Source organism: Nocardiopsis xinjiangensis YIM 90004 (assembly GCF_000341145.1).
In the GTDB taxonomy this organism is placed as follows: Bacteria; Actinomycetota; Actinomycetes; order Streptosporangiales; family Streptosporangiaceae; genus Nocardiopsis; species Nocardiopsis xinjiangensis.
Genome location: NZ_ANBE01000004.1, coordinates 18069 through 40221, shown reverse-complemented (window position 1 = coordinate 40221; position 22153 = coordinate 18069). Strand labels below are relative to the sequence as shown.

The window sequence follows — 22153 nt, the reverse complement described above, 5'->3', positions numbered from 1 at the left end:
ACTTTTCGGACCGTACCCCCCAGAAGATCGGTGTCAACACCATGAACCGCACCTACCGAGCTCCTGTGATCAGCAGTGCCTCCCTGGCCCTCTGCCTGACCCTGACCACCGGCTGCGGGACCTCCGGTCCCGCGGACTCGGCCTCCATGCAGGTCTGGGCCCTCGAGGACGCGGCGGTCAACGAGATCGTCGAGCAGGGGATCGACGCACACAACGAGACCCGGGAAGTTCCCGCCGAACTCGTCACCTTCGTCAACGACGCCTACAAGCAGCGCCTACAGGTAGCGCTCGGCTCACCCGAGGCCCCCGACGTGTTCTTCAACTGGGGCGGCGGCAACCTGGCCGAGTACACCGCGCAGGGCCAGGTCCACGACATGACGCAGGACCTGGACGACAACCCCGAGTTCCGGGACGCCTTCCTCCCGAGCGTGCTCGACGTGGCCCGGATCGACGGCTCCTACTACGGGGTTCCCCTGCTCGGGGTCCAGCCGGTGGTCATGTACTACAACAAGCCCGTCCTGGAGAGCGCCGGACTGGAGCCGCCCGAGACCTACGAGGATCTCCTGGCTGCGGTCGAGACCCTGAAGGAGGAGGGAACCACCCCGATCACCCTGCCCGGGGCCCAGGGCTGGACCCAATTGATGTGGTTCTCCTACTTGGTGGACCGGGTCGGCGGGCCGGAGGTGTTCCAGGCCATCACCGAGCAAGAGGAGGGTTCCTGGAACGACCCGGCCGTCCTCCAGGCCTTGGAGATGTGCCAAGAGCTGGTCGGGTCGGGGGCCTTCGGACCCAACTTCTCCTCCATCGACTACGACAATGGGAGCGCCTCCGCGCTGTTGGCCACCGGTGAGTCCGCGATGTTCCTCATGGGCAGCTGGGACCTGGCCCAGCAGATGGAGAACAACCCCGAGTTCGTCGAGAACGGCGATCTCGGCTACACCTCCTTCCCCGTCCTGGAGGAGGGCGCGGGCGAGCCCAACGCGATCGTCGGCAACCCCAGCAACTTCTTCTCCGTCAACGACACCAGCAACCACACGGACGCCGCGGTCGACTTCCTGGTCGAGACCATGGCCTCCGACGAATACGTGGACGAACTCATCGATGCCGGCCAGGTCCCTGCCGTCGAAGGCATCGAGGACGAGCTCCAGCAGAGCGACCACGCCGAGTTCGCCACGTTCACACACCAGTTGGTCTCCGAGGCACCGACCTTCACGCAGTCCTGGGACCAGGCGCTGCCTCCGGCAGAAGCCGAGGCGATGCTGACCAACCTCCAGCTCCTCTTCCTCGAAGACCTCACGCCGGAGGAGTTCGCGCAGGAGATGGAGCAGCTCCGGTGAGTTCTTCCACCACGGAACGGCCGGGTTTTGCCTGGGTCGTTCCGGCCCTGTTGTTCTTCGCACTGTTCGGCCTGGCCCCCGTGGCCATCGTGGGCTACCTGAGCTTCACCTCGTGGAGCGGACTCGGCGACCCCGAGTGGGTGGGAACAGCGAACTGGAGCGCCTTGTCCGGCGACGCACAGGTCCGGGGCGGTCTCGCCCTCACCCTGGGTCTGACCGTTCTGTGCTGGGCCACCCAGACACCGCTCGCGCTCGCCTTCGGGGTCTGGGCCGCGGGCCCCCAGAAGAGCCGTGCGGTGGTGAGCGCGGTCTTCTTCCTGCCGCTGCTGCTGTCCACGGCAGCGATCGCACTGGTCTGGCAGGCCCTGTTCGAACCGCACTTCGGCGTACCCGCCCAGCTCGACGACTGGTTCGGCCTTGCCCCGAGCAACCTTCTCGGAGACCCGACCCTGGCCCTGTACGCGATCGTGTTCGTGCTGCTCTGGCAGTTCCTGCCCTTCCACATGCTCCTGTACCAGGCCGCGGCCCGGCAGGTACCGCGTTCGCTCTACGAGGCCGCCGAGCTGGACGGGGCCTCCGGGCTCCAACGGTTCCTGCGCATCACCGTCCCCCAACTGCGCCACACCGTCATCGCTTCCTCGGTGCTGATCCTGGTGGGGTCCATGACCTACTTCGAGACGGTCCTGCTCCTAACCGCGGGCGGGCCGGGCAACGCGACCCGGATCCTTCCGCTGCACATGTACGAGCAGGGTTTCGTCTCTTTCGAGATGGGTTACGCGAGCGCGATCGCGGTGCTGCTCGTGGTCCTGGGCACGGGGCTGTCGCTGCTGGTGGTCCGGGTGACCGGTTACTCACGTATGTCCAGTCAACGGGAGGGGCTCTGACATGGCCGCCGGAATGCTCACGCGCGTATCCGCCCGGCTGCGTCCCAGGCCGGGCAAGCGGCCGGCGTACGCGTCGGGTCTCGGCGCCGCCCTGTGGCTGCTGGCCGTGGTGGTCCCGCTGTACTACCTCGTCGTCACCAGCCTGCGCGGCCCCGGCGACTACATGTCTCAGGGGCCCCTGTCGATCCCCGAGTCCCTCACCCTCGACAACTACATCAACGTCTTCGAGGTCGGTTTCCTCGGGTTCTTGACCAACAGCCTGATCGTGGGCACCGGCTCGATCGCTCTGGTCCTGCTGGTGGCGGTACCGGCGGCCTTCGCCATCGTGCGCAGCCGCAGCCGGATGGTCCGGGTCGGTTTCATGCTGTTCCTGCTGGGGCTGGCGGTGCCCGCTCAGGCCGTGATCATCCCGATCTACCTGATCATCACGCGGCTGAACCTGTACGACAGCCTGACCGCGATCATCCTGCCCACCGCCGCGTTCACTCTGCCGATCTCCGTCGTGGTACTCACCAGCTCCCTGCGGGACGTACCCGGGGAGCTGTACGAGGCGATGGCCCTGGACGGGGCCACGACCTGGCAGGTGTTCCTGCGCCTGGTCCTGCCGCTGTCGCGCCCCGGGGTGGCGACAGTGGCGATCTTCGTCGGCCTCAACGCCTGGAACAACTTCATTTTCCCGCTGGTACTGACCCAGAGCGAATCCACCCGGGTCCTGCCGTTGGGCCTGTGGTCCTTCCAGACCCAGTACGGCACCGACGTTCCCGGGCTGATGGCCGCAGTCGTGCTGTCGGCCGTCCCGATCCTGGCCCTGTACCTGTTCGGCCGCAGACAGTTGCTGAGCGGGTTGGCCGCCGGTTTCGGCAAATAGCCCCGACCGTCCCTCGACCCGACAGCACCTGCCTCGTCCCTGCCCGTTCCCTCGCCTCGACGAAAGGCCCTGATGAGGACCTCCCCCCTGGCCGGCGCCCGCGCCGGGACCATCACCAACCCGATCCTGCCCGGGTTCCACCCCGACCCGTCGATCCTGCGGGTCGGTGAGGACTACTACACAGCGACCTCGACCTTCGAGTGGAGCCCGGGTGTGCTGCTGCACCACTCACGGGACCTGGTCCACTGGCGCCCCCTGGGAGGGGTTCTGGACCGAAGCCGCCTCCTGGACCTGACCGGGCACCGCGACGGAGCGGGGGTATGGGCACCCGACCTGTCGTACGCACGCGGGCTCTTCCACCTGATCTTCACCAACGTGGAGAACTACGCCGAGGGTTTCTGGGACACCCCGAACTACGTGAGCACCGCACCCACGATCCACGGACCGTGGAGCGACCCGGCAGCGATCCACTCCATGGGTTTCGACCCGTCCCTGTTCCACGACGGGGACGGCCGGAGCTGGGTCCTCAGCACCCTGAGCGACTGGCGGCCCGACCGGCACGCGTTCGCGGGGATCGTGCTGCAGGAACTGGACACCGAGGAGATGCGGCTCCTGGGCGAGCCGAGAGTGATCTTCGAAGGCACCTCGGCGGCCGTGACCGAGGCACCGCACCTGTACCGCGAGAACGGCTGGTGCTATCTGGTCACCGCCGAGGGCGGAACACAGTGGGACCACCAAGTGACGGTGGCGCGCTCCCGCCGGATCACCGGACCCTACGAGGTGGACCCCGCCGGGCCGATGCTCTCCTCCCGCGAAGACCCTTCCCTCCCCTTGCAGAAGGCAGGGCACGGGAGCCTGGTCGCCACCCCGGACGGCGAGTGGTACCTGGCCCATCTGGCCTCGCGTCCGCTCACCGAACGCGGACGGTGCGTGCGCGGCCGCGAGACCGCCCTGCAGCGAGTGGAATGGACAGACGGATGGCCGCGTGTGGAGGGCGGGGTCCCGCATGTGGTGGTACCAGGACCGGACCTGGAACCCCACCCCTGGCCCGCAGCTGCTGCCGAGGACGGCTTCGACTCCCCGACCCTGGGCCCGGAGTGGAGTACGCTTCGGCGCCACCCGGACGAGGGGTGGGTGTCGCTGACCGAGCGCCCCGGCCACCTGCGCGTGCACGGAGGCCAGTCCCCCTCCGGGACCCGACGCCCGAGCCTGGTGGCCCGTCGTGTGCAGCACGAGCGGTGCGTCATGGAGACGGCCATGGAATTCTCCACCGGCACCTTCCAGCGCATGGCCGGTCTGACGGCGTACTACAACATGCGGCAGTGGCACTACTTGAGGGTGGGTTTCGACGAGCGGGACGGACTGTTCGCCGGGGTGCTCAGCTCCGATCGCGGCCGCGTGCGCGAGGTGGGTGAGCGGGTCGACGTCAGTGGTTGGGAGCGCTTTCACCTGCGTGCACAGATCGACCGCGCGGAGCTGAGGTTCATGCTCTCCCGGGACGGCCGCGAGTGGGCCGAGGTGGGCGGGGTGCTGGACGCGAGCATCCTCTCCGACGACTACGCGCACGAGAGGTCCGCCGACGGCCGGCGCATCGCTCTGTCGGGCTTCACCGGGGCGTTCCTGGGGCTGTGGGTGCACGATCTGACCGGTACCGGATGCCACGCCGACTTCGACCATGCCATCTACCACGAGGGCACAGCCGCCCCTTCCTGTCCCGGTCAGCCGCAATGCCGGTGAGTCAGGGCTGAGCGGGTGGCTGACCCGTCCGCCGCGGGGGCGACACACGCCTTCCGCAGCGGACCGGTCAGCCGCATGACCACAGGCCCTCGTGCCTGGCCTGCGCCGTCACGATGCAACTCCGACCGTGGAATGCGCAGATGGCCCTCCGGTTCTGCGGTGTCAAGGCCACGCAACTCTTCTCCTTGCCCTCCTCCTCAGCGAAGCGCGGCTGAGACCGCGCCCCTGAACGACCGCGGTTCGTGGCCGGTGACTTCCGCGACGACGGAGGTGGTCCTGTCCTCCGCCCCGGCCGCAACCGCGGCGTCCAGATCTGCGAGGAGGCGGGCGAACGCGGGCGGCATTCCGGACTCGGTCCACCGTCCGGCCAGTTCGGTGGTGCTCACGGAGCGGTGCCGCACCGGCCTCCCAGTGACTTCGCCGAGGATCGCGGCGACCTCGTCGTAGCTCAGTGCTTCCGGGCCGGTGATGATGTGGTCGGTGTTGTGCGGCACGGGGTCGATGAGAGCCGCGACTGCCACATCCGCGATGTCGTCGGCGGCGACGAAGGCGACACGGCCCGTCCCTGTAGCGCTGACGATCTCCCCGAACTCCCGGGCGGTCCGGGCGTGGAGGTGGTCGCCGGTGAAGTTGTCCATGAACCACGACGGCCGTAGGACCGCCCACCCGTCGAAGAGGCCGACCAGTTGGTCGTGGACGAGACCGAGGCCGGGGGTTCCCGGTTCGACGGCCGAAGCGCTGAGCAGGACGGCACGGCCGACGCCTTCCCGGGCGGCGCGTTCGAGGAACGGCGTCATGAGGGGCTCCGGGTCGGCTTCGCCGATCGGAGCGACCAGGTACACGGCGTCCACGCCGGCCAAGGCCTCACGGTGGGTCGCGGGATCGTGCCAGTCGAAGCGCACGCGGTCGCCGCTGCCGGTCCTGCTGGCGACCCGGGCCCGGTGGCCCTGTTCGCCCAACTTTCGGGCGACCCGGCTGCCCGTGGTGCCGGTGCCGCCGATGACGAGGGTGTTCACGACTTGCCACCTCCATCTGTCACCTGGAAGAACACCAGGGGACTCCAGTAGTCGCGGAAGTGCGCGATGCGCCCGTCCCGGATCGTCACGACAGAAATGTAGCGCGCTTGGTACGGCTCACCGGAAGCGACGACCACGCCTTCGGCGGAGAACTCCGCGATGATGACTCGCGGGTCGTGCGTCTGGTGCACGGTGCTGTCCTTGATCCGGCGGAGGTCGAGCCAGTCCGGGTAGCCGATCAGGTATTCGTGCACGGCCGCGTGCCCTTCCAAGCGGTCGGGACGCCCGGGCGGTGCGAACGGGAACTCCATGACCGCATCGTCGGTGAACAGGCCGATGAAGCCGTCCATATCTTTGTCGAGGAGGAGATCCAAGCCTTGGTGGAAGACCTCGACGGGATCGCTTGGCATGCGTGTGCCCTTCACAGTTGGGTGCCCACTCCTACTATCGTTCGGACCGACAGTCCGGTTAATTTACCGGACCGACAGTCCGTTTATCAAGGGGGTGGTCCCGTGCGTGCAGACGCCGCGCGCAACCGGGAGGCCGTACTGCGTGCTGCAGGACAGCTCTTCGACGCCGCGGACGATCCGGAGCAGGTGTCGATGGATGACATCGCCGCCGCGGCCGGCGTCGGAAAGGGAACCCTGTTCCGGCGCTTCGGCGACCGCGCCGGCCTGGTCCGGGATCTGTACGAGGAGCGGGCGCAACGGTTGCACGCGTTTTTGGAGGATGATCGCGACCGCCCCGCCGCGGGCACCGTCGCCCGCCTGATGGGCGCACTACTCCGGTTCAAGGTCGAGAACCGAACACTGGCCCGCGCGCTGGAGAACATGGGCGGTGCCAGCCCCTACACCAACTCGAGTTACGACCGCCTGCACTCCCGGCTCGAAGACCTGGTGGTCGAGGCACGCGGCCCGGAGGCCGCCGGCTTTCTCGCCCACGCTCTACTCGCGGCGACCCGCAGCGATCTTGTCGAGCATCTTGGTGACTGGCCCGAGGAGCGCTTGCAGGAAGGACTGTCGGCGTTGGTCCGTTCGGTCCTGGGGCCCGAATCCTCGTGAGGCCCAGACGCCACTCGACGGCGTGATGACCACGGCCGCCTGCACGCCACGGCCCGCGCTCTCCCGGGGCGTCTGTCCGAGCATCCTGCCGGTACGAGAGCAAGGTGAGGCATCCCGTCCCGGCGAACTCGCTTCCGTGAGTCCCTCGTGTCGTGCCCGGTCGAGTTCCTTCTCAGCCTCGGCCACGCCCCGCTCGGCCGGCCCGGTGCACGGGCCGGCGGACCCGTACGGTTCAGGGCACGTGGTGGCCGGCGGCCTGGACGAGGCCGTACCACTCGCTACGGGTGAGCGGGAGGTCCGAGCCCGCGGCGGCCTCGCTCACCCGCTGCGCTCTGGTGGTACCGAGCACGACCTGCATGGCCGCCGGGTGTCGGGTGATCCACGCCGTTGCGATGGCGGTGGGGGTGGCGCCGTACTCGGCCGCGAGGCGGTCGAGTTCGCTGTTGAGCTCGGGGTAGTCGTCGGAACCGAGGAACACGCCGTCCCGGGAACCTTTCTGGAACGGCGACCAGGCCTGCACCGTGACGTTGTTGAGGCGGCAGTAGTCGATGATGCCGCCCCCATCGATGGTGGCGGCTCCGGGCTCGGTGCTCATGTTCGAGGCCAGCCCCTGCGTGATGATCGGGGCGTGGGCGATGGACAGCTGCAGCTGATTCGCCACGATCGGTTGGCGGACGGCGCTCTTGAGCAACTCGATCTGTCGTGGCGTGTGGTTGGAGACGCCGAAGGCACGCACCTTGCCGGCGCTCTCGAGGTCATCGAAGGCACGGGCGACTTCCGCCGGTTCGACCAGCGCGTCCGGGCGGTGGATGAGCAGGACGTCGATGTAGTCGGTGTCCAGGGCCCGCAGCGATCTTTCGGCCGAGGCGACGATGTGGTCGTAGGAGGAGTCGTAGTGCCAGTCCTCGGACACGATGCCGGTCTTGGTCTGGAGCGTGATCTGCTCGCGTTCGGCGGTGCTGAGGCCCAGGGCCGAACTGAACCTGCTCTCGCACAGGTGCGGCCCGCCACCCGGGTGGTTGAACCCGTAGAGATCGGCGTGGTCGAAGAAGTCGATGCCGGCGTCGCGGGCGGCGGTGTAGAGGGCGCGGATGTCCTCGTCGGTCTTGTCGGCGATGCGCATCATGCCGGCGACGACGTTGGGAACGCGGCTGCCGGTCGGGCCGAAGGGTACGGAGTGCATGTCTCTCCTGTCGTGGAGCGTGGGAGTGGCCGGTGCGAAGCACGGTCGGCGGGGACGCTCACCCGTCCCACCGAAGCGGATCCGTACCCGTGGGAGTCCCCCCTGAGACCCTTCGAGCGCCGGGGCGGTCGGGGCTTCGGGTGTTGAGGACGGCGGGGTGCCGATCTCCCCCGGGCCGGCGGGTGCGGTGGTGCATTCAGGGAGCCCGGCCACGAGTGCGGTACTCGCGGCCAGGGCCGAGATCTATCGAGGGGCGCGAACATGATGCCCGCATTGTCGTGGGCCGTGTCGAGTCTGTCGAAGATCTCCACGGTGCGGGCGACGGAATCGGCCACCTGTTGCTCGCCGGACACGTCGCGCTGCAGGGCGAAAGCACGGCGCCCGGCCTCGGCGAAGGCCCGTGCGGTCCCCCGCACCCGTTCCCGTTACCCGCGCCGGTGACGAAGAACTTGCTGCCGGAGTACGAGCGCGTCTTCCGTGTACCGGTCGGTCCGCCCTCGCGCATCGGCGGTTCCTCCCCGGTGCATGCTGCTGAGGTAGATCAGTCGGGCCGGACGACGTCCTCGCCTTCTTCCCGGCGCACCCCCTCGTTCGTGGCTGTCAGGCTTCCCAGCAGGGCGAAGGCGTCCGCCGAAGGGCTGCCGGGTTCGACGGTGTAGGTGACGATCCACAGCCGCTCCTCACCGGCGGGCTCGAACACGTCGAAGTCCACCTCGACCAGGCCCACATCGGGATGGCGGAAGGACTTGGTGCCGGTGCGGTGGTTGTGCACGTTGTGGCGGGCCCAGTCCTGGGCGAAGACGGAGCTGTGCGCCGACAGCTCCCCGATCAGCGCGGTGAGCTGCTCGTCCAAGGGGTTGCGTCCGGCTTCCAGGCGCATCATCGCCGAGATGGTGCGCCGGGCCAGGGGCCAGTCGACGTAGTAGTCCTGGGCGCGCGGATCCAGGAAGACGAACCGCGCCGTGTTGGGTGTGCGGCCGGTGTCGAAGTGCGGTGCGTACAGGGCCCGGCCCAGCCGGTTGGCGGCCACCAGGTCCTGGCGCGCGTTGTGGGCGATCGCCGGGGTCCCCATCGAGTCCAGGACCCGCTGCACCGAGGTACGCACCCCGCCGGGCGAGGGCCTCCGGGCCGGGGCGCGTGTGCCGGACGGAGCCCGGGCCAGGTCGAACAGGTGGGTGCGCTCGGCCCCGTCCAGTCTCAGGGCGCGGGCGATCGACTCCAGGACGCTGTCGGAGGCCCCGGCGATGTGGCCGCGTTCCAGGCGGGTGTAGTAGTCGATGCTGACCCCTGCCAGTACCGCCGCCTCTTCGCGGCGCAGCCCGGGCACCCTGCGGTCGTCGCCGTAGGCAGGGATACCGGCCTGCTCCGGGGTGAGGCGGGCCCGCCTGCTGATGAGGAACTCGCGCACGGTTCTTCTGTCCATGCTCCCAGGTTAGGCAGAGGTTCCACACGGCGGCAGGCCCTACCGGAACCCCTCGGAGAGACCAGGCAGGGCCTGTGCTGTGTCGGGAGCCCAGAGCCTCTGGCCGCCGTCGACGACCAGGACGTGGCCGGTGGGAGACCTCCGGGAGCTCCCAGGATCTCCCAACCGCTTTGAAGGGCTCTCAACGGAATCCTTCGACTCGGCCGGTGGTGTCGTTCGTGCGGACGGCCCCGAGGAGCACATCCGTCCCTTCCGTCCCGGGTTAACCACCCCGACCACGGGAAATGGTGTGACCACCATCACTCCCCCATGCCCGCGGGGCAGAAAGGCGGCAAGGAACCATGACCGGCAACAGAGGCGTCGTCTACCAAGGTCCGGGCGAGGTCGAGGTCCAGGACATCGCTTATCCGGAGTTCGAACTCAAGGACGGCCCCGGGGTGAACCCGGCCAACGTGGGGCGCAAGGTCCCCCACGGGGCGATCGTCGAGGTCGTGGCCACCAACATCTGCGGCAGCGACCAGCACATGGTCCGAGGCCGCACCACCGCGCCGCAGGGGTTGGTCCTGGGGCACGAGATCACCGGCAAGGTCGTCGAGGCCGGCCCGGGTGTGGAGTTCGTCCGGGAGGGCGACCTGGTCTCGGTGCCCTTCAACATCTCCTGCGGGCGCTGCCGCAACTGCAAGGCGCGCCGCACCGAGATCTGCCTCAACGTCAACCCCGACCAGCCGGGTTCGGCCTACGGGTACGTGGACATGGGCGGCTGGGTGGGCGGCCAGGCCCAGTACGTCCTGGTGCCCTACGCGGACTGGAACCTGCTGGTCTTTCCCGACCGTGACCAGGCCATGGACAAGATCATGGACCTGACCATGCTCTCCGACATCTTCCCGACGGGTTACCACGGGTGTGTGACCGCCGGGGTGGGTGTGGGTTCGACCGTCTACGTCGCCGGGGCCGGACCGGTGGGGTTGGCCGCGGCGGCCGCCGCCCAGCTGCTGGGGGCAGCGGTGGTCGTCGTCGGCGACCTCAACGAGCAACGCCTGGCCCAGGCGCGCGGGTTCGGCTGCGAGACCATCGACATCTCGAAGGGGGATCCGGCCGACCTCATCGAAGAGGTGCTGGGCACACGGGTGGTGGACAGCGCGGTCGACGCGGTCGGCTTCGAGGCGCACGGAACGGGCTCCGATTCGGGCAGCGAGGCGCCGGCGAGTGTGCTCAACACCGCCATGGACGTGACCCGGGCCGGCGGCTCGGTCGGGATCCCGGGCCTGTACGTGACGGGCGACCCGGGCGCCTCCGACGAGGCCGCCAAGAAGGGCTCGCTCTCGATCCGTTTCGGTCTGGGATGGTCGAAGTCGCACGCCTTCTTCACGGGCCAGTGTCCGACGATGAAGTACCACCGTGAGCTGATGATGGCGATCCTGCACGAGAAGGTGAACATCGCCGACGCCGTGAACGCGATCGCGCTCCCGTTGGAGGAGGCCGCCCGCGGATACCAGGAGTTCGACCAGGGCGCGGCCAAGAAGTACGTGCTCGACCCCAACGGTTACCTGGGTACCGGCTGAGACCGAGGAACCACCGGCCGCCGACAGGCCCGTCCGGGCGTACCGGCCGGGCCTTCGTCCTGCATGAGGTCCCGGCCGCTCGGAGGGTCAAAACCCCGCCAGTACCTCTCGAAACCGGTTTAACGAGCAAAAACACGGCCAGCCCGATAGTGGAATGTTCTTGTATCGACCGCGACGGGGGCTTCTCATGTCCGAGAAAACCGACCGCACGCCCGTGAGTGTGTTCGCCTCACCCGGGCGTTACGTTCAGGGCCGGGGCGCGCTGGGCCGTCTGGGGGCCCTGATCAGCGGGTTGGGATCCCGCCGTCCCCTGGTACTGACCGACGACGTGGTCCGCGGCCTGACCGAAGAGGTGATCACGGAGTCCTTCGAAGAGGCCGGTCTCCCGTTGGTCTTCGAACGGTTCGGCGGTGTGCCGACCTCCGCCGAGGCCGAGCGTGTCGCCAGAGTGATCGACGAGGGCGGGCACGACGTCGTCATCGGCCTGGGCGGCGGCACGGCCATCGACACCGCCAAGGCCTCCGGGGACAACTCGGGGGTGCCGTGGGTGAGCGCGGCGACGGTGGCCTCCACCGACGCCCCCACCTCCGCCCTTTCGGTGATCTACACCGAGTCCGGTTCCTTCGAGGCCTACCGGTTCTACGACCGGAACCCGGCACTGGTGGTCGTGGACACCCAGTATGTGGCCGAGGCACCGGTCCGGTTCCTGTCCGCGGGTGTGGGCGACGCCTTCGCCACCTGGATCGAGGCGCGGGCCGTGCGCCGGGCCCACAGCCAGAACATGGTCGAGGGACTTCCCACCCACGCGGGCAGCACCCTGGCCGAACTGTGCTGGGACCTGCTGTGGCGCTCGGCGCTCCCGGCTCTGGAGGCCGTGGAGAAGAACCTGGTCACCCCGGACGTGGAGGCCGTCGTGGAGGCCACCACCCTGCTGTCCGGCCTCGGGTTCGAGTCCGGCGGCCTGGCCGCCGCACATGCGATCCACGACGGGCTCACGGCGGTGGACCGGACCCATCACCTCACCCACGGGGAGAAGGTCAACATCGGTTCGCTCACCCAGCTGGTCCTGGAAGGAGCTCCGGCCTCCGAGATCGATCCCTTCGCGGAGTTCACCGCACGTGCGGGCCTGCCCACCACCCTGACCGAGGCCGGGCTGGGCGATGCCGACGACGCGGTCCTGGACGAGGTCGTGCGCGCGGCCATGGCCCCGTCCGAGACCATCCACAAACTCGCCTTCGAACCCTCGCACCGGGACGTGCGCGACGCCCTGCATGCCGTGGAGGGGATCGGCCGCCGCGCGCGGACGCGGGTCGGCCTCGGCGAACCGACCCCGGAGGACTACACGTGAGGAGTTTCGTCCTGTCGTCAGCACGTTCGCCCGATACGGATCCCTGACCGGTTGGGGCAGCCCGGGGAAGAGGAGTAACGTACCCCTTCCCCGGCTTCATCGACACGACCGCCTCGTGAGAAGGGCACGTGAACGGTTCACGTTAGATATTCGTCAGCACGTTCCAGGAAGGAGAGGGCGTTTCCCCGTCTGAAGGCGGGGACTGCACGCCCGAACATCGGATGAGCACGACCTGGCAAACCCGATCCCCGGGGGTCCTGCGAATGCCCTCGGGACGCCTGTTCCGGGGACGGAGCCTGGCACGGCCGCTCCCTGCGGGGCCGCGCCCGGACTTCGCCCTGTACCTGCTGGGAGATGAACCGCCCGCCGTCACCTGGACGAACCGCTGGCTGCACTGGCCCGACTACGGGCTGCCCACGGACCGCGACGCCACTGCCGGGGCCTTCCGGGAGGCCTGGGAGCGCGCCGAGGCCGAGCGGGTGGAGATCGCCTGCGCAGGGGGCCACGGCCGTACCGGCACGTCCTTGGCCTGCCTGGCCGTTCTGGACGGGGTTCCGGCCGAGGAGGCGGTGTCCTACGTCCGCCACAACTACGACCCCAACGCCGTCGAGACGCCCTGGCAGCAGCGTTACGTGAGGCGTTTCGCCGAGCGGGCGCACAGCTGAACGGGGTGCGGGCCCCGACCCGGCGGGACCCGCACCCCGTTCAGCCCTCGAGGGCGCGAGCGGGACCCAGATGTAGGAGGGCTGGACGTTGGTGAGGCCTGTCGGGACTCGTGAGGCTGGTGGCCGGCCGCCTGCTCCGCTGTGTGGTCGGTGGTAGTTGTAGCGGATGCTCCAGAACGCGATCGCTGCTGAGCGGGCGTCCTCGCAGGAGAAGTCGCGGGCGTGGAGCAGCTCCTCAGCCAGAATGCGCTGATAGCGCTCCACCTTCCCGTTGTGCCGCGGCGTGTACGGCTTGGTTTCCGTAGAGGCGACGTCGTCCCTCGATGGCTCGAGACGCGTTGGCGTGGAGCACAGCGTTTCCTGTCGGCTACACGAGCTCGGTGGGCTCAGACGGTCGTGTTGCCTGAGCCCACCGGCTGAGAGGCATGGTGTCGGGCACTACCGGAGCGGGATGTCGGCGCCGTACTCATCGCTGGGCCGGGGACCGTGGATGCGCCGATCAGCTTCAGTGATGGCAACGTCGTTGATGCTCGCTTCGCGGCGCCGCATGAGGCCGTGCTCGTCGAACTCCCACAGTTCGTTGCCGTAACTGCGCCACCATTGGCCTTCTGCGTCGCGGCACTCGTACTGGAAGCGGACGGCGATCCGATTCTCGCGGAAACCCCAGAGGCTCTTACGCAGTGCGTAGTCCAGTTCACGCTCCCACTTCCGTGTCAAGAACGCGACGATCTCCTCGCGGCCGCGGACGAACGTGCCCCGATTCCGCCACGTCGAGTCAGGCGTGTAAGCCAGTGCCACCCGGTGCGGGTCGCGGGTGTTCCATGCATCCTCAGCCGCCTGGACCTTCTGCAGGGCCGTCTCCTGTGTGAACGGCGGGTACGGCGGACGGTCTTCGGACATTGCATCCTCCCAACGGCGAGAACGTGCGTTCTCTACCGATGCAGCCTACGATAGGGAACGTACGTTCTCAACCCCGAGGAGTCCGAATGCCGGCCCCGATCACCGAGGAACAGAGCCGACTGGACCGCGACGCCCTGCTCGATGCAGCAGAGAGACTCTTCTACGAGCACGGCATCCAGGCTGTCGGCATGGATGAGGTCCGGGCAGCATCCGGTCTACCGCTGAAGCGGATCTACCGGCTCTTCGCGGCGAAGGAGGACCTCGTGGTGGCGATGCTCAAACGTCGCGATCAGCGATGGAGAGCAAACCTGACCGCCTATGTGGAGGCGGTCGTAGATCCCCGTGAGCGCGCACTCGCTATCTTCGACTGGCTCGCCGAGTGGTTCGCAGAACCCGGCTTCCGCGGTTGCGCATGGATCAATGCCCACGGCGAACTCGGACCCTCATCCGAGGCGGTGCTGGCCGAAGTCCGGTCACACAAACAGGCATTGCACGACCAGATCGCGGAGTGGGTCCACCCCACCGGGCTGGCGGCAGTTGAACCGGTTTTCCTGCTCGCCGAAGGAGCCATCGTGACGGCCGGCATCAGTGGCGACCCTGCCCCAGCCCGTCATGCGCGCGCAGCCGCCGCGACGCTGCTCGGAACACCTTGATCACGGCCACGCCGTCAACAACCTCTCTGCCCGCAACACCGCAGGAAGGGTTCGCGGAAAGGCCGGGACCTCACGCGCACGTTGCCGTGGGCCACCGCGTCAACACGCAGCGGAATCCGTCACCGAGCCGTGACCAACCTGGGCCTCTCGGCGGTAGGAGCGTTCCCGGTGCCGGGCGGGAGAGCGGTCCCGACAGGGTGTCCGCGGGTTTGGCCGGGGTGCGCTCGGCAGGGCAGGATCGAAGGCATGGACGTCCTGAGTAGCCGAGTGTTGATCCGTCCCACCGACCCCGAGCGCAGCCGCACCTTCTACCGCGAGGTGCTCGGCCTGGCCCTACATCGCGAGTTCGGCGACCCCGAGTCCCCCGGGACCGTGTTCTTCCTGGGTAACGGGCTCGTGGAGATCTCGGGGAGCGCGGAGGCGACCCCGCCCTCCGGCATGGTGCTGTGGATGCAGGTGCGCGACGTGCACGCCGAGTACCAGCGCCTGGTCGAGCGGGGCGCCGAGGGTCTGCGCGAGCCCCGGAAGGAGTTCTGGGGCCTGGTCGAGGGCTGGATCGCCGACCCCGACGGGATCCGCATCGTCCTCGTGCAGATCCCCGAGGACCATCCCCTGCGGCGCGACCAGCGCAAGCTCTGACCCCGGGCCGCATCGGCCCGGGGCCGCTACGGCCTCAGGCTCCGCCCGTGCGCAGGTCGGGGAACTCCTCCTCGCGCCACTCCCCCTCGGTATCGGCGCCCTCCTGCTCGCGTGAGCGCAGTTCGACGCGGCGGATCTTGCCCGAGACGGTCTTGGGCAGGGCCGCGAACTCCAGGCGCCGCACCCGCTGCCACGGCGCCAGGTTCTGCCGGGCGTGGGCGAAGACCGCACGCGCGGTCTCGCGGGTGGGTTCGTGCCCCGGGGCCAGGAGGAGGTAGGCCTTGGGCACGCTCAGACGCACCGGGTCGGGCGCGGGCACGACCGCGGCCTCGGCGACGGCGGGGTGTTCGATGAGCACGCTCTCCACCTCGAACGGGCTGACCTTGTAGTCACTCGATTTGAAGACGTCGTCGGTGCGGCCCACGTATGTGATCTGCCCGTCGGTGTCGATGGTGGCCACGTCACCGGTGTGGTAGTAACCGCCTTCCTTGGCCTCGGCGTCGCGCTCGGGGTCGCCCTGGTAGCCCCTCATGAGGGTCAGTGGTGCCTGGGACAGGTCGAGGCAGATCTCGCCCTCCGCGCCCTCGGTTCCGGGCTCCACGGGCCCTCCGGTGGCCGGGTCGACCAGCACGACGGGAACACCGGGCAGGGGGCGGCCCATGGATCCGGGGCGCACGGTCTGGCCGGGGGTGTTGGCGACGGTCGCGGTCATCTCGGTCTGGCCGTAACCGTCGCGGATCGTCAGGCCCCAATGGTGTTCGATCTGCGCGATGACTTCGGGGTTGAGGGGCTCGCCGGCGCCGATGGCCTCGCGCAGGGCCCCGGGGCCACCGGACAGGTCGGCGTTGAGGAGCATGCGCCAGACCGTGGGCGGGGCGCAGAAGGTGGTCACCTCTTCCGAGGCCATGCGCCGGAGCAGGGCCTGGGCGTCGAAGCGCTCGTAGTTGTACAGGAACACGGTCGCCTCGGCCAACCAGGGTGCGAAGAAATTGGACCAGGCGTGCTTGGCCCAACCGGGCGAGGACACGTTGAGGTGCACATCGCCGGGCCGCAGGCCGAGCCAGTACAGGGTGCTCAGGTGGCCCACGGGATAGGAGATGTGGGTGTGTTCGACCAGTTTGGGGCGGTTGGTGGTGCCCGAGGTGAAGTAGAGCAGCAAACGGTCCGTGGAAGCGTTCCCGGGATGGTCGGGTCGCACCTCCCCCAGCTCTTGGGCGTCGGTGGGGTCGAGCCATCCGGGCGCGCCGCCGACGGCCACGCGGGTGAGATCCGTGCCCGCGTCGGCGAACTTGGCGGTGTCGCCGGCATCGCAGACCACGTGGCGGGCGCCGCTGCGTTCGATGCGGTCGACGAGTCCGGCGTGGTCCACGGCGGAGGTGGTGGGCACCAGAACGGCACCGAGTTTGATCGCCGCGAGCATGGTGTCCCACAGCTCGACCTGGTTGCCGAGCATGGCCAGGAGCGCGTCGCCGCGCCGCACCCCCTGGCGGGACAGCCAGACGGCGAGGCGGTCGGAACGGCGGGCCATCTCGTCGAAGGTGTGGCAGGTGCGGCTGCCGTCCGGTTCCACGATGACCAGGGCCGGCCGGTCGTTGCCGCGGGCCATGGGGTCGAACCAGTCGTGCGCCCAGTTGAATCGGCTCCCCACGTCGGGCCATGTGAAGCGTTCCAGGGCGGCGGCGTGGTCGGTGCGCAGGTCGAGCAGCTGATCGCGGGCTGCACGCAGGGCGTCGGTGGCAGAGCTCAATCCGGTCTCCGTTCGCTGTGCGGGTCGTGGACCGACACGTTATGGCCCGCATCATCCCGAATGCATCTCCTCGGGCTCAGGGTGCCAGGGCCAGATGCGTACCGAGTGTGAGCATCACCGCGGCCACGAGCAGGTCCAGCACACGCCAGGCGCCGGGGCGGGCGAACAGGGGACGCAGCAGGCGGGCGGCACCACCCAGGGCGGCGAACCACAGGAAACTCCCGGTGATGGCGCCGATCGCCCACCACCAGCGCAGGTCGCCGTCCTGCTGGTTGGCCAGGGACCCCAGCAGGACCACGGTATCCAGGTACACGTGCGGGTTGAGCCAGGTCAGGACCAGAGCGGTGGCCACGGCGCCGCCGCGTCCGGGGCCGGCGGGCGCGTCGGCGGCCACCAGGGCACCGGGGCGCAGGACCCGGCGCAGGGCCATCAGGCCGTAGGCGAGCAGGAACACCGCGCCCAGCAGGCGGATCGCCTCGATGAGGGAGGGCAGCGCCTGGACGAGGGCGCCCACTCCCAACACGCCGGCGCTGATGAGGACGGCGTCGGAGAGGGCGCACACGGCCACGAGGGGCAGGACGGTGCCGGGCCGGGCCTGGACGCCCACGCGCAGCACGTGGGCGTTCTGGGCACCGATGGCCACGATGAGGGCGAGCCCGGTGCCCATGCCGGTGAACAGGGAGATCAGCGGGGTCATGCCGGAACGCTAGGACGCTTCGGTCCCGCCTGTACAGTGGGATTCATCTTTTTCAGGTCTGTGAAGGGGAGCTTCACGTGCCGTTCCAGTTCGACCATCTGCGCACTTTGACCGCCCTGGTGGAGGAGGGTTCCTTCGAGGGTGCGGCCCACCGGCTGCGGGTGAGTACCTCTGCGGTCTCCCAACGGGTGCGGGCGATGGAGCAGGCAGCGGGAACGGTGCTGGTGCGGCGCACCGCTCCGGTGGGCACGACCCCGGCCGGCGACGTGGTGCTGCGGCACGCGCGGCAGGTGGTGATGCTGGACGAGGACACCACCCGGGCGCTGCGGGCCGTGGGGCGCGAGCACGGCCGGGTGACGGTTCCGCTGGCGGTCAACGCCGACAGTCTGGCCACGTGGTTCACCGAGGCTCTGGCCGCCGTCCCCGAGGATCTGGGGGCGGTCTTCGAGATCCACCGGGAGGATGAGCAGCACACCACGGAGTTGTTGCGTTCGGGCACGGTGATGGGGGCGGTCACCTCCCGCCCGGAGACGGTGCAGGGGTGTTCGGTGCACCCGTTGGGAGCGTTGCACTACCGGGCGGTGTGCAGCCCGGGTTGCGCTCGGCGCCATCTGCGGGGCCAGGACGCGGCCGCGTTGGCGCGGGCCCCGGTGGTCAACTACGACCGCAGCGACGAGCTCCAGGACCGTTTCGTGCGCGGGTTCGCAGGACGCGAGCCGGAGGGGCCGCGCCATTACGTGCCGGCCACGGAGGACTTCGCGCGGGTGGTCGTGCTCGGCCTGGGCTGGGGCGTGGTGCCCGAGCACCAGTGCGCCGGACTCGTGGCGGCGGGGCGTCTGGTGGAGCTGGCGCCCGAGCACCCGGTCCGGGTGCGGTTGCACTGGCAGCGGTGGAACGTCTCCTCCCCGGCCCTGGACGCGGTCTCCGGCGCGGTCCGTGCTGCGGCCGCCGAGCATCTGCACGCGCCGGGGTGAGTAGGCCCTCACGTGGCCCCGACCGGGTGCTCTGCCGTCGGTGCCCTAACCTGGTTCCGGGTCCCGGACGGTGCGCCGTGGCCCCGTCGTGTGCGGCCTACCGGAGAGCCCGAGGAAGAACGTGAACATCAAACCCCGTACGACAGCCCTGATCTTTCGCGTGGTGGCGGCGTTCGAAGCCTTCACCTGGGTCGGGCTCCTGATCGGCATGGGCGTGAAGTACCTGGGCAGCGGCAACGAGATCGGGGTGCAGATCTTCGGTCCGCTGCACGGGGGTGCTTTTGTCGCCTACGGGCTCGTGGCGCTGGCCGCGGCGCTGCGGTTCCGGTGGGGCCTGTGGGCGACCCTGGCGACCCTGGCGGCTTCGGTTCCACCGTTGACGACCCTGCTGGCCGACTGGTGGCTGCACCGGACGGGGCGCCTGGTTCCGGTGGCGCGCACCGAGAACGAGGCAGAACCCGTGGCGTGAACGTTTCCGGATCTCATTTAGGAACACTGAACCAAAAGGTTCTGTGTTCCTTTTTTTGCTCGACCATCAGATACCGGACCGCAGCAATGTGCATCAACACGAAAAGAGGGGCGGACGATTGTAGAAGAACACAATCTCCCCCTCTTCACCTAGCATGGAATGCGACTCCACCCCCAGAGGGGCACCGGGTTTACATTGTGGCCGGATTCGGCCCCGCATTCTTCCCTGCCCCCCTTTGCCAAACCCGAAGGGGCATGTTCCTTTACTACAGGCACACCAACGCCTGCAGAAGGAAACTTCCATGCCCCACTCCCCCGGCCCCGACCGCAGAACCGTGTTCCGCGGTGCCGCGCTGACCTCCGGCGCGGCCGTGCTCGGCGGCGCCCTCACCGTCTCGCCCGCGCACGCCGAGCCGATCCGGATCGCCGAACCAGCGCTGTACACACGCGGCGACTGGAACGCCCGCCCGCCTTCCGGCCCGGTCCAGATCCTGGCCGAGCCCCCGACCCGGATCGTGGTGCACCACACCGCCACCCCCAACACCGACGATCTCTCCGAGGGCGCCGCTCTGGCGCTGTCGAGGTCCATCCAGGACTTCCACATGGACACCCAAGGATGGATCGACGCCGGCCAGCAGCTCACCATCAGCCGCGGCGGGCACATCATGGAGGGCCGCAACCGCGCGCTGCCGGCCATCCGCGAGGGCACACAGTGCGTGGGTACGCACGTGGCCAACCACAACAACACCACCATCGGGATCGAGAACGAAGGGACCTACACCGACGTCGAGCCCACCGGCGAGCTCATCGACGCCCTCGTGGAGACCCTGGCGTGGCTGTGCGAGGCCTACGGGCTCAGCCCGGACGCGATCGTGGGACACCGCGACTTCAACGCCACCGAGTGCCCGGGCGAGGTCCTTTACGGGATGCTGCCCGAGCTGCGCAGCCGGACCATGGGTGTGCTCGAGGCCAAGGGTGTGCGGGTTCCTCCGAGCAGCCGGGTCGAGCCGGCCGACGCACCCAGCTACCCGCAGGTACCCGACGACGAGCCCGACCAGGCCTTCTACCACGGCCCCGTACGCGGGCCCGACGACATCTCCCGCTGACCCGGCGCACGACCTCTCACCCCGCTCGAGGTCGACCGCCCGCACCCGGTGCCCGCCGTCGTCGACGGCGGGCACCGTCATGTCCGGTCCCGGGCCGGCCCTGTTCCAAGGTGCGACCGGCCAGGAGCGAGACTGCGATCTGGCTCAACCGGATGGGGCGAGTACGGGGGTGGGCGCCACCGCCTCAGGCGGTCGTGGGACTCGTCGGGCTCTGACCGACGGCCCGGCCCTCCACCGACGCGTAGCGGCAGTTCTGCTCCTCCTGCACCAGGAACCCGGCGGACAGGAAGTGTTCCCGTTCTTCCTCGGTCATCGCCGTCATCCGTCGGCCTCCTGTGCCCGGCCCTCGGCCTCGTCGGAGGCCTCCTTCTCCTGTCCGAGCCCGCGCAACAGGCCGAACACGACCAGTGCCGCCAAGGGGGCGAGCACCGCCGCCGCCGCTGCGACCGTGTTCATACCGGTGGTGAACGCCGTGAATACGGCTTCCGTCAGTTGGACTGCAGCGTCCCCGTGCAGACCGTCCGCGACCCCCGCACCGGCCACCACGCTCTCCTGCGCGGCCTGAGCCGCTTCCTGAGGGATCCCGCCAGGGAGGTTCTGTGCCAGCGCGGCACGATAGACCACGGTGCCGAGGCTGCCCAGAGCCGCGACCCCCAAGGCCAGACCGAATTGGCTGCTCGTCTCCGACATCGCCGCCGCCGAACCAGCCTTGTCCGTGGGCGCGGAACCGACCACCAGATCGATGGCGAGCATGATCAGGGGAGCAGTGCCGGCAAAGGCGAGCACCATGCCCGTACCGAGCAGGACCGGGCTCGGATCCTGGCCGAGGAGCGCGAAACAGAGGAAGCCGAGGGTGGCGACCATGAGACCGCCGGCGATCACCACGGCCTTGTCGATGTGCACGGCCAACTTGGGCACGATGGGGGCCATGGCGCCCATCGCCGCTGTGGCCAGCAGCATCCACACTCCTGCGGTGATCGGTTCCATACCGAGCACGACCTGGATGTACTGAGCCAGCATCAGCAGGGTCCCGCCCATGAGCAGCTGGCCGATCAAGAGCGTACCGAGTGCACCGCTGAAGGAACGCAGCTTGAACAGCCGCATGTCCAGGAGCGGGCTCTCCAAGCTGTTCTGCCGGCGCACGAAGAGGTACGCGAATACGGCCCCGATGGCGATCGCCAGCAGAGCGTTCCAGCGGAAACCGTCGTTGGCCAGCTCCTTGAGCCCGTAGATGAGCGGGAACGCGGCCGCCATGGAGAGTCCTGCACTGGTGAAGTCGAGGCTTCCGGGCCGCTCCTCCTTGTACTCCGGCAGGAGCAACGGCCCCAGCAGCAGCGTGAGCAGCATGACGGGCACGCCCATGAGGAAGACCGATCCCCACCAGAAGTACTGGAGGAGCATGCCGCCCACGGCAGGGCCGAGCGCGGCCCCTCCCATGAAACANAGGTCGGCGCCAGGGCCGCTCCAGCCACACCCAGCAGGATCCGCGTCGCGATGAGCATCTCCGCGGAGACGGAGAGGGCCGCGAGCACCGAGGCCAGCCCGAAAGCGAGGGCTCCGATCAACAGCAGCTTCCTGCGACCGATGCGATCACCGAGCTTGCCCATGGTGATGAGGAAACCGGCGACCATGAAGGTGTAGATGTCCTGGATCCACAGAATCTGCGTGCCGCTCGCGCCGAGGTCGGCGCTGATGTGCGGGGTCGCCAGGAACAGCACGTTGTTGTCCATGGCGATGAGCAGCAGCGGAAACGCCAGGGCCAGTAGGCCGACCCACTCCTTGGCCCCCGCCCTCCCGGGCGGGGGCACCCCTCCTTGCGAGGACATGGCGGACTCCATCTTTTTGCGGGTGCAAAGGCGTGCAGCGCGAACAGCGACTCCGCGAG

The 22153-nt window shown here is 68.9% G+C and carries 21 protein-coding genes and 2 pseudogenes; 13 read left to right on the top strand and 10 right to left on the bottom strand.

Annotated elements, in window-relative coordinates; translation table 11 throughout:
- The first annotated feature begins 41 nt into the window (after positions 1–41).
- The 4 genes from D473_RS0102725 (at position 42) to D473_RS0102710 (ending at position 4826) form a co-directional block, all read left to right on the top strand.
- The gene (locus D473_RS0102725) at positions 42–1337 is read left to right on the top strand and encodes an ABC transporter substrate-binding protein (protein ID WP_017607563.1); all 1296 of its coding nucleotides are present in this window, start codon (positions 42–44) and stop codon (positions 1335–1337) included.
- A complete protein-coding gene (locus D473_RS0102720) occupies positions 1334–2221 on the top strand; it encodes a carbohydrate ABC transporter permease (RefSeq protein ID WP_017607562.1) in 888 nt (295 codons plus the stop codon). The genes D473_RS0102725 and D473_RS0102720 overlap by 4 nt, the downstream gene beginning before the upstream one ends.
- Before the next feature lies 1 nt (position 2222).
- On the top strand, positions 2223–3089 hold the full coding sequence (locus tag D473_RS0102715) for a carbohydrate ABC transporter permease (protein WP_017607561.1): 867 nt from the start codon (positions 2223–2225) through the stop codon (positions 3087–3089).
- A gap of 72 nt (positions 3090–3161) precedes the next feature.
- Positions 3162–4826, top strand: coding sequence for a glycoside hydrolase family 43 protein (locus tag D473_RS0102710; protein ID WP_017607560.1), 1665 nt, complete (start codon positions 3162–3164; stop codon positions 4824–4826).
- A gap of 197 nt (positions 4827–5023) precedes the next feature.
- Here D473_RS0102710 and D473_RS0102705 read toward each other — a convergent pair whose 3' ends face one another.
- Entirely contained in the window at positions 5024–5842 is an 819-nt protein-coding gene (locus tag D473_RS0102705) for an NAD(P)H-binding protein (protein WP_017607559.1), read from the bottom strand.
- Entirely contained in the window at positions 5839–6252 is a 414-nt protein-coding gene (locus D473_RS0102700; RefSeq protein WP_017607558.1) for a nuclear transport factor 2 family protein, read from the bottom strand. The genes D473_RS0102705 and D473_RS0102700 overlap by 4 nt, the downstream gene beginning before the upstream one ends.
- 102 nt (positions 6253–6354) lie before the next feature.
- Between D473_RS0102700 and D473_RS0102695 the strand changes: the two genes are divergently transcribed.
- A complete protein-coding gene (locus D473_RS0102695; RefSeq protein WP_017607557.1) occupies positions 6355–6903 on the top strand; it encodes a TetR/AcrR family transcriptional regulator in 549 nt (182 codons plus the stop codon).
- Between the two features lie 232 nt (positions 6904–7135).
- Here D473_RS0102695 and D473_RS0102690 read toward each other — a convergent pair whose 3' ends face one another.
- On the bottom strand, positions 7136–8086 hold the full coding sequence (locus D473_RS0102690) for an aldo/keto reductase (RefSeq protein ID WP_017607556.1): 951 nt from the start codon (positions 8084–8086) through the stop codon (positions 7136–7138).
- A gap of 541 nt (positions 8087–8627) precedes the next feature.
- Positions 8628–9509 (bottom strand): helix-turn-helix transcriptional regulator, encoded by an 882-nt coding sequence (locus tag D473_RS0102685; protein ID WP_026126536.1) that lies wholly within the window; start codon positions 9507–9509, stop codon positions 8628–8630.
- 341 nt (positions 9510–9850) lie between these two features.
- Here D473_RS0102685 and fdhA point away from each other — a divergent pair, with 341 nt between their 5' ends.
- The 3 genes from fdhA to D473_RS0102670 all read left to right on the top strand — a co-directional run bounded on the left by fdhA (position 9851) and on the right by D473_RS0102670 (position 13084).
- Entirely contained in the window at positions 9851–11071 is a 1221-nt protein-coding gene (gene fdhA / locus D473_RS0102680; RefSeq protein WP_017607554.1) for a formaldehyde dehydrogenase, glutathione-independent, read from the top strand.
- Positions 11072–11258: 187 nt separating this feature from the next.
- Positions 11259–12419, top strand: a complete 1161-nt coding sequence (locus D473_RS0102675; protein ID WP_017607553.1) for a glycerol dehydrogenase — start codon at positions 11259–11261, stop codon at positions 12417–12419.
- 221 nt (positions 12420–12640) lie between these two features.
- Positions 12641–13084 carry a protein-tyrosine phosphatase family protein gene (locus tag D473_RS0102670; protein WP_017607552.1) on the top strand — a complete coding sequence of 148 codons (444 nt, stop codon included), beginning with the start codon at positions 12641–12643 and terminating at the stop codon, positions 13082–13084.
- Positions 13085–13156: 72 nt separating this feature from the next.
- On the opposite strand, the pseudogene D473_RS26255 reads toward D473_RS0102670, so the two are convergent.
- Together D473_RS26255 and D473_RS0102665 are read right to left on the bottom strand one after the other, a co-directional pair.
- A pseudogene (locus D473_RS26255) lies at positions 13157–13375 on the bottom strand (integrase core domain-containing protein); the annotation flags it as partial.
- A 147-nt stretch (positions 13376–13522) separates the two neighbouring features.
- Positions 13523–13984, bottom strand: coding sequence for a nuclear transport factor 2 family protein (locus tag D473_RS0102665; RefSeq protein ID WP_017607551.1), 462 nt, complete (start codon positions 13982–13984; stop codon positions 13523–13525).
- 86 nt (positions 13985–14070) lie between these two features.
- Here D473_RS0102665 and D473_RS0102660 point away from each other — a divergent pair, with 86 nt between their 5' ends.
- Together D473_RS0102660 and D473_RS0102655 are read left to right on the top strand one after the other, a co-directional pair.
- A complete protein-coding gene (locus D473_RS0102660) occupies positions 14071–14637 on the top strand; it encodes a TetR/AcrR family transcriptional regulator (RefSeq protein WP_017607550.1) in 567 nt (188 codons plus the stop codon).
- Positions 14638–14883: 246 nt separating this feature from the next.
- The gene (locus D473_RS0102655) at positions 14884–15276 is read left to right on the top strand and encodes a VOC family protein (RefSeq protein ID WP_026126535.1); all 393 of its coding nucleotides are present in this window, start codon (positions 14884–14886) and stop codon (positions 15274–15276) included.
- 34 nt (positions 15277–15310) lie between these two features.
- Here the strand turns inward: D473_RS0102655 and D473_RS0102650 are convergent, their stop codons facing one another.
- Positions 15311–17023, bottom strand: a complete 1713-nt coding sequence (locus D473_RS0102650; protein ID WP_017607548.1) for an AMP-binding protein — start codon at positions 17021–17023, stop codon at positions 15311–15313.
- A gap of 76 nt (positions 17024–17099) precedes the next feature.
- Complete coding sequence (locus tag D473_RS0102645) at positions 17100–17720, bottom strand: LysE/ArgO family amino acid transporter (RefSeq protein ID WP_017607547.1); 621 nt, start codon at positions 17718–17720, stop codon at positions 17100–17102.
- Between the two features lie 77 nt (positions 17721–17797).
- Here D473_RS0102645 and D473_RS0102640 point away from each other — a divergent pair, with 77 nt between their 5' ends.
- The 3 genes from D473_RS0102640 (at position 17798) to D473_RS0102630 (ending at position 20268) form a co-directional block, all read left to right on the top strand.
- Complete coding sequence (locus D473_RS0102640) at positions 17798–18694, top strand: LysR family transcriptional regulator ArgP (RefSeq protein ID WP_017607546.1); 897 nt, start codon at positions 17798–17800, stop codon at positions 18692–18694.
- Between the two features lie 121 nt (positions 18695–18815).
- Entirely contained in the window at positions 18816–19163 is a 348-nt protein-coding gene (locus D473_RS0102635; RefSeq protein WP_017607545.1) for a DUF3817 domain-containing protein, read from the top strand.
- A gap of 301 nt (positions 19164–19464) precedes the next feature.
- Positions 19465–20268, top strand: coding sequence for a peptidoglycan recognition protein family protein (locus D473_RS0102630; RefSeq protein ID WP_017607544.1), 804 nt, complete (start codon positions 19465–19467; stop codon positions 20266–20268).
- 184 nt (positions 20269–20452) lie between these two features.
- On the opposite strand, the gene D473_RS27410 is transcribed toward D473_RS0102630, so the two are convergent.
- The gene (locus D473_RS27410) at positions 20453–20590 is read right to left on the bottom strand and encodes a hypothetical protein (RefSeq protein ID WP_161626402.1); all 138 of its coding nucleotides are present in this window, start codon (positions 20588–20590) and stop codon (positions 20453–20455) included.
- Positions 20587–21998 (bottom strand): annotated as a pseudogene (locus tag D473_RS27945) (MFS transporter). Before D473_RS27945 ends, D473_RS27410 begins: the two are co-directional and overlap by 4 nt.
- Positions 21999–22153 lie beyond the last annotated feature (155 nt).

Excerpts from the sequence above, each read along its gene's own strand:
- D473_RS0102725 (WP_017607563.1), top strand. The coding sequence starts at position 42 with ATGAACCGCACCTACCGAGCTCCTGTGATCAGCAGTGCCTCCCTGGCC.
- D473_RS0102715 (WP_017607561.1), top strand. The coding sequence starts at position 2,223 with ATGGCCGCCGGAATGCTCACGCGCGTATCCGCCCGGCTGCGTCCCAGG.
- D473_RS0102710 (WP_017607560.1), top strand. The coding sequence starts at position 3,162 with ATGAGGACCTCCCCCCTGGCCGGCGCCCGCGCCGGGACCATCACCAAC.
- D473_RS0102700 (WP_017607558.1), bottom strand. The coding sequence starts at position 6,252 with ATGCCAAGCGATCCCGTCGAGGTCTTCCACCAAGGCTTGGATCTCCTC.
- D473_RS0102690 (WP_017607556.1), bottom strand. The coding sequence starts at position 8,086 with ATGCACTCCGTACCCTTCGGCCCGACCGGCAGCCGCGTTCCCAACGTC.
- D473_RS0102685 (WP_026126536.1), bottom strand. The coding sequence starts at position 9,509 with ATGGACAGAAGAACCGTGCGCGAGTTCCTCATCAGCAGGCGGGCCCGC.
- fdhA (WP_017607554.1), top strand. The coding sequence starts at position 9,851 with ATGACCGGCAACAGAGGCGTCGTCTACCAAGGTCCGGGCGAGGTCGAG.
- D473_RS0102675 (WP_017607553.1), top strand. The coding sequence starts at position 11,259 with ATGTCCGAGAAAACCGACCGCACGCCCGTGAGTGTGTTCGCCTCACCC.
- D473_RS0102670 (WP_017607552.1), top strand. The coding sequence starts at position 12,641 with ATGAGCACGACCTGGCAAACCCGATCCCCGGGGGTCCTGCGAATGCCC.
- D473_RS0102665 (WP_017607551.1), bottom strand. The coding sequence starts at position 13,984 with ATGTCCGAAGACCGTCCGCCGTACCCGCCGTTCACACAGGAGACGGCC.
- D473_RS0102660 (WP_017607550.1), top strand. The coding sequence starts at position 14,071 with ATGCCGGCCCCGATCACCGAGGAACAGAGCCGACTGGACCGCGACGCC.
- D473_RS0102655 (WP_026126535.1), top strand. The coding sequence starts at position 14,884 with ATGGACGTCCTGAGTAGCCGAGTGTTGATCCGTCCCACCGACCCCGAG.
- D473_RS0102645 (WP_017607547.1), bottom strand. The coding sequence starts at position 17,720 with ATGACCCCGCTGATCTCCCTGTTCACCGGCATGGGCACCGGGCTCGCC.
- D473_RS0102630 (WP_017607544.1), top strand. The coding sequence starts at position 19,465 with ATGCCCCACTCCCCCGGCCCCGACCGCAGAACCGTGTTCCGCGGTGCC.
- D473_RS27410 (WP_161626402.1), bottom strand. The coding sequence starts at position 20,590 with ATGACGGCGATGACCGAGGAAGAACGGGAACACTTCCTGTCCGCCGGG.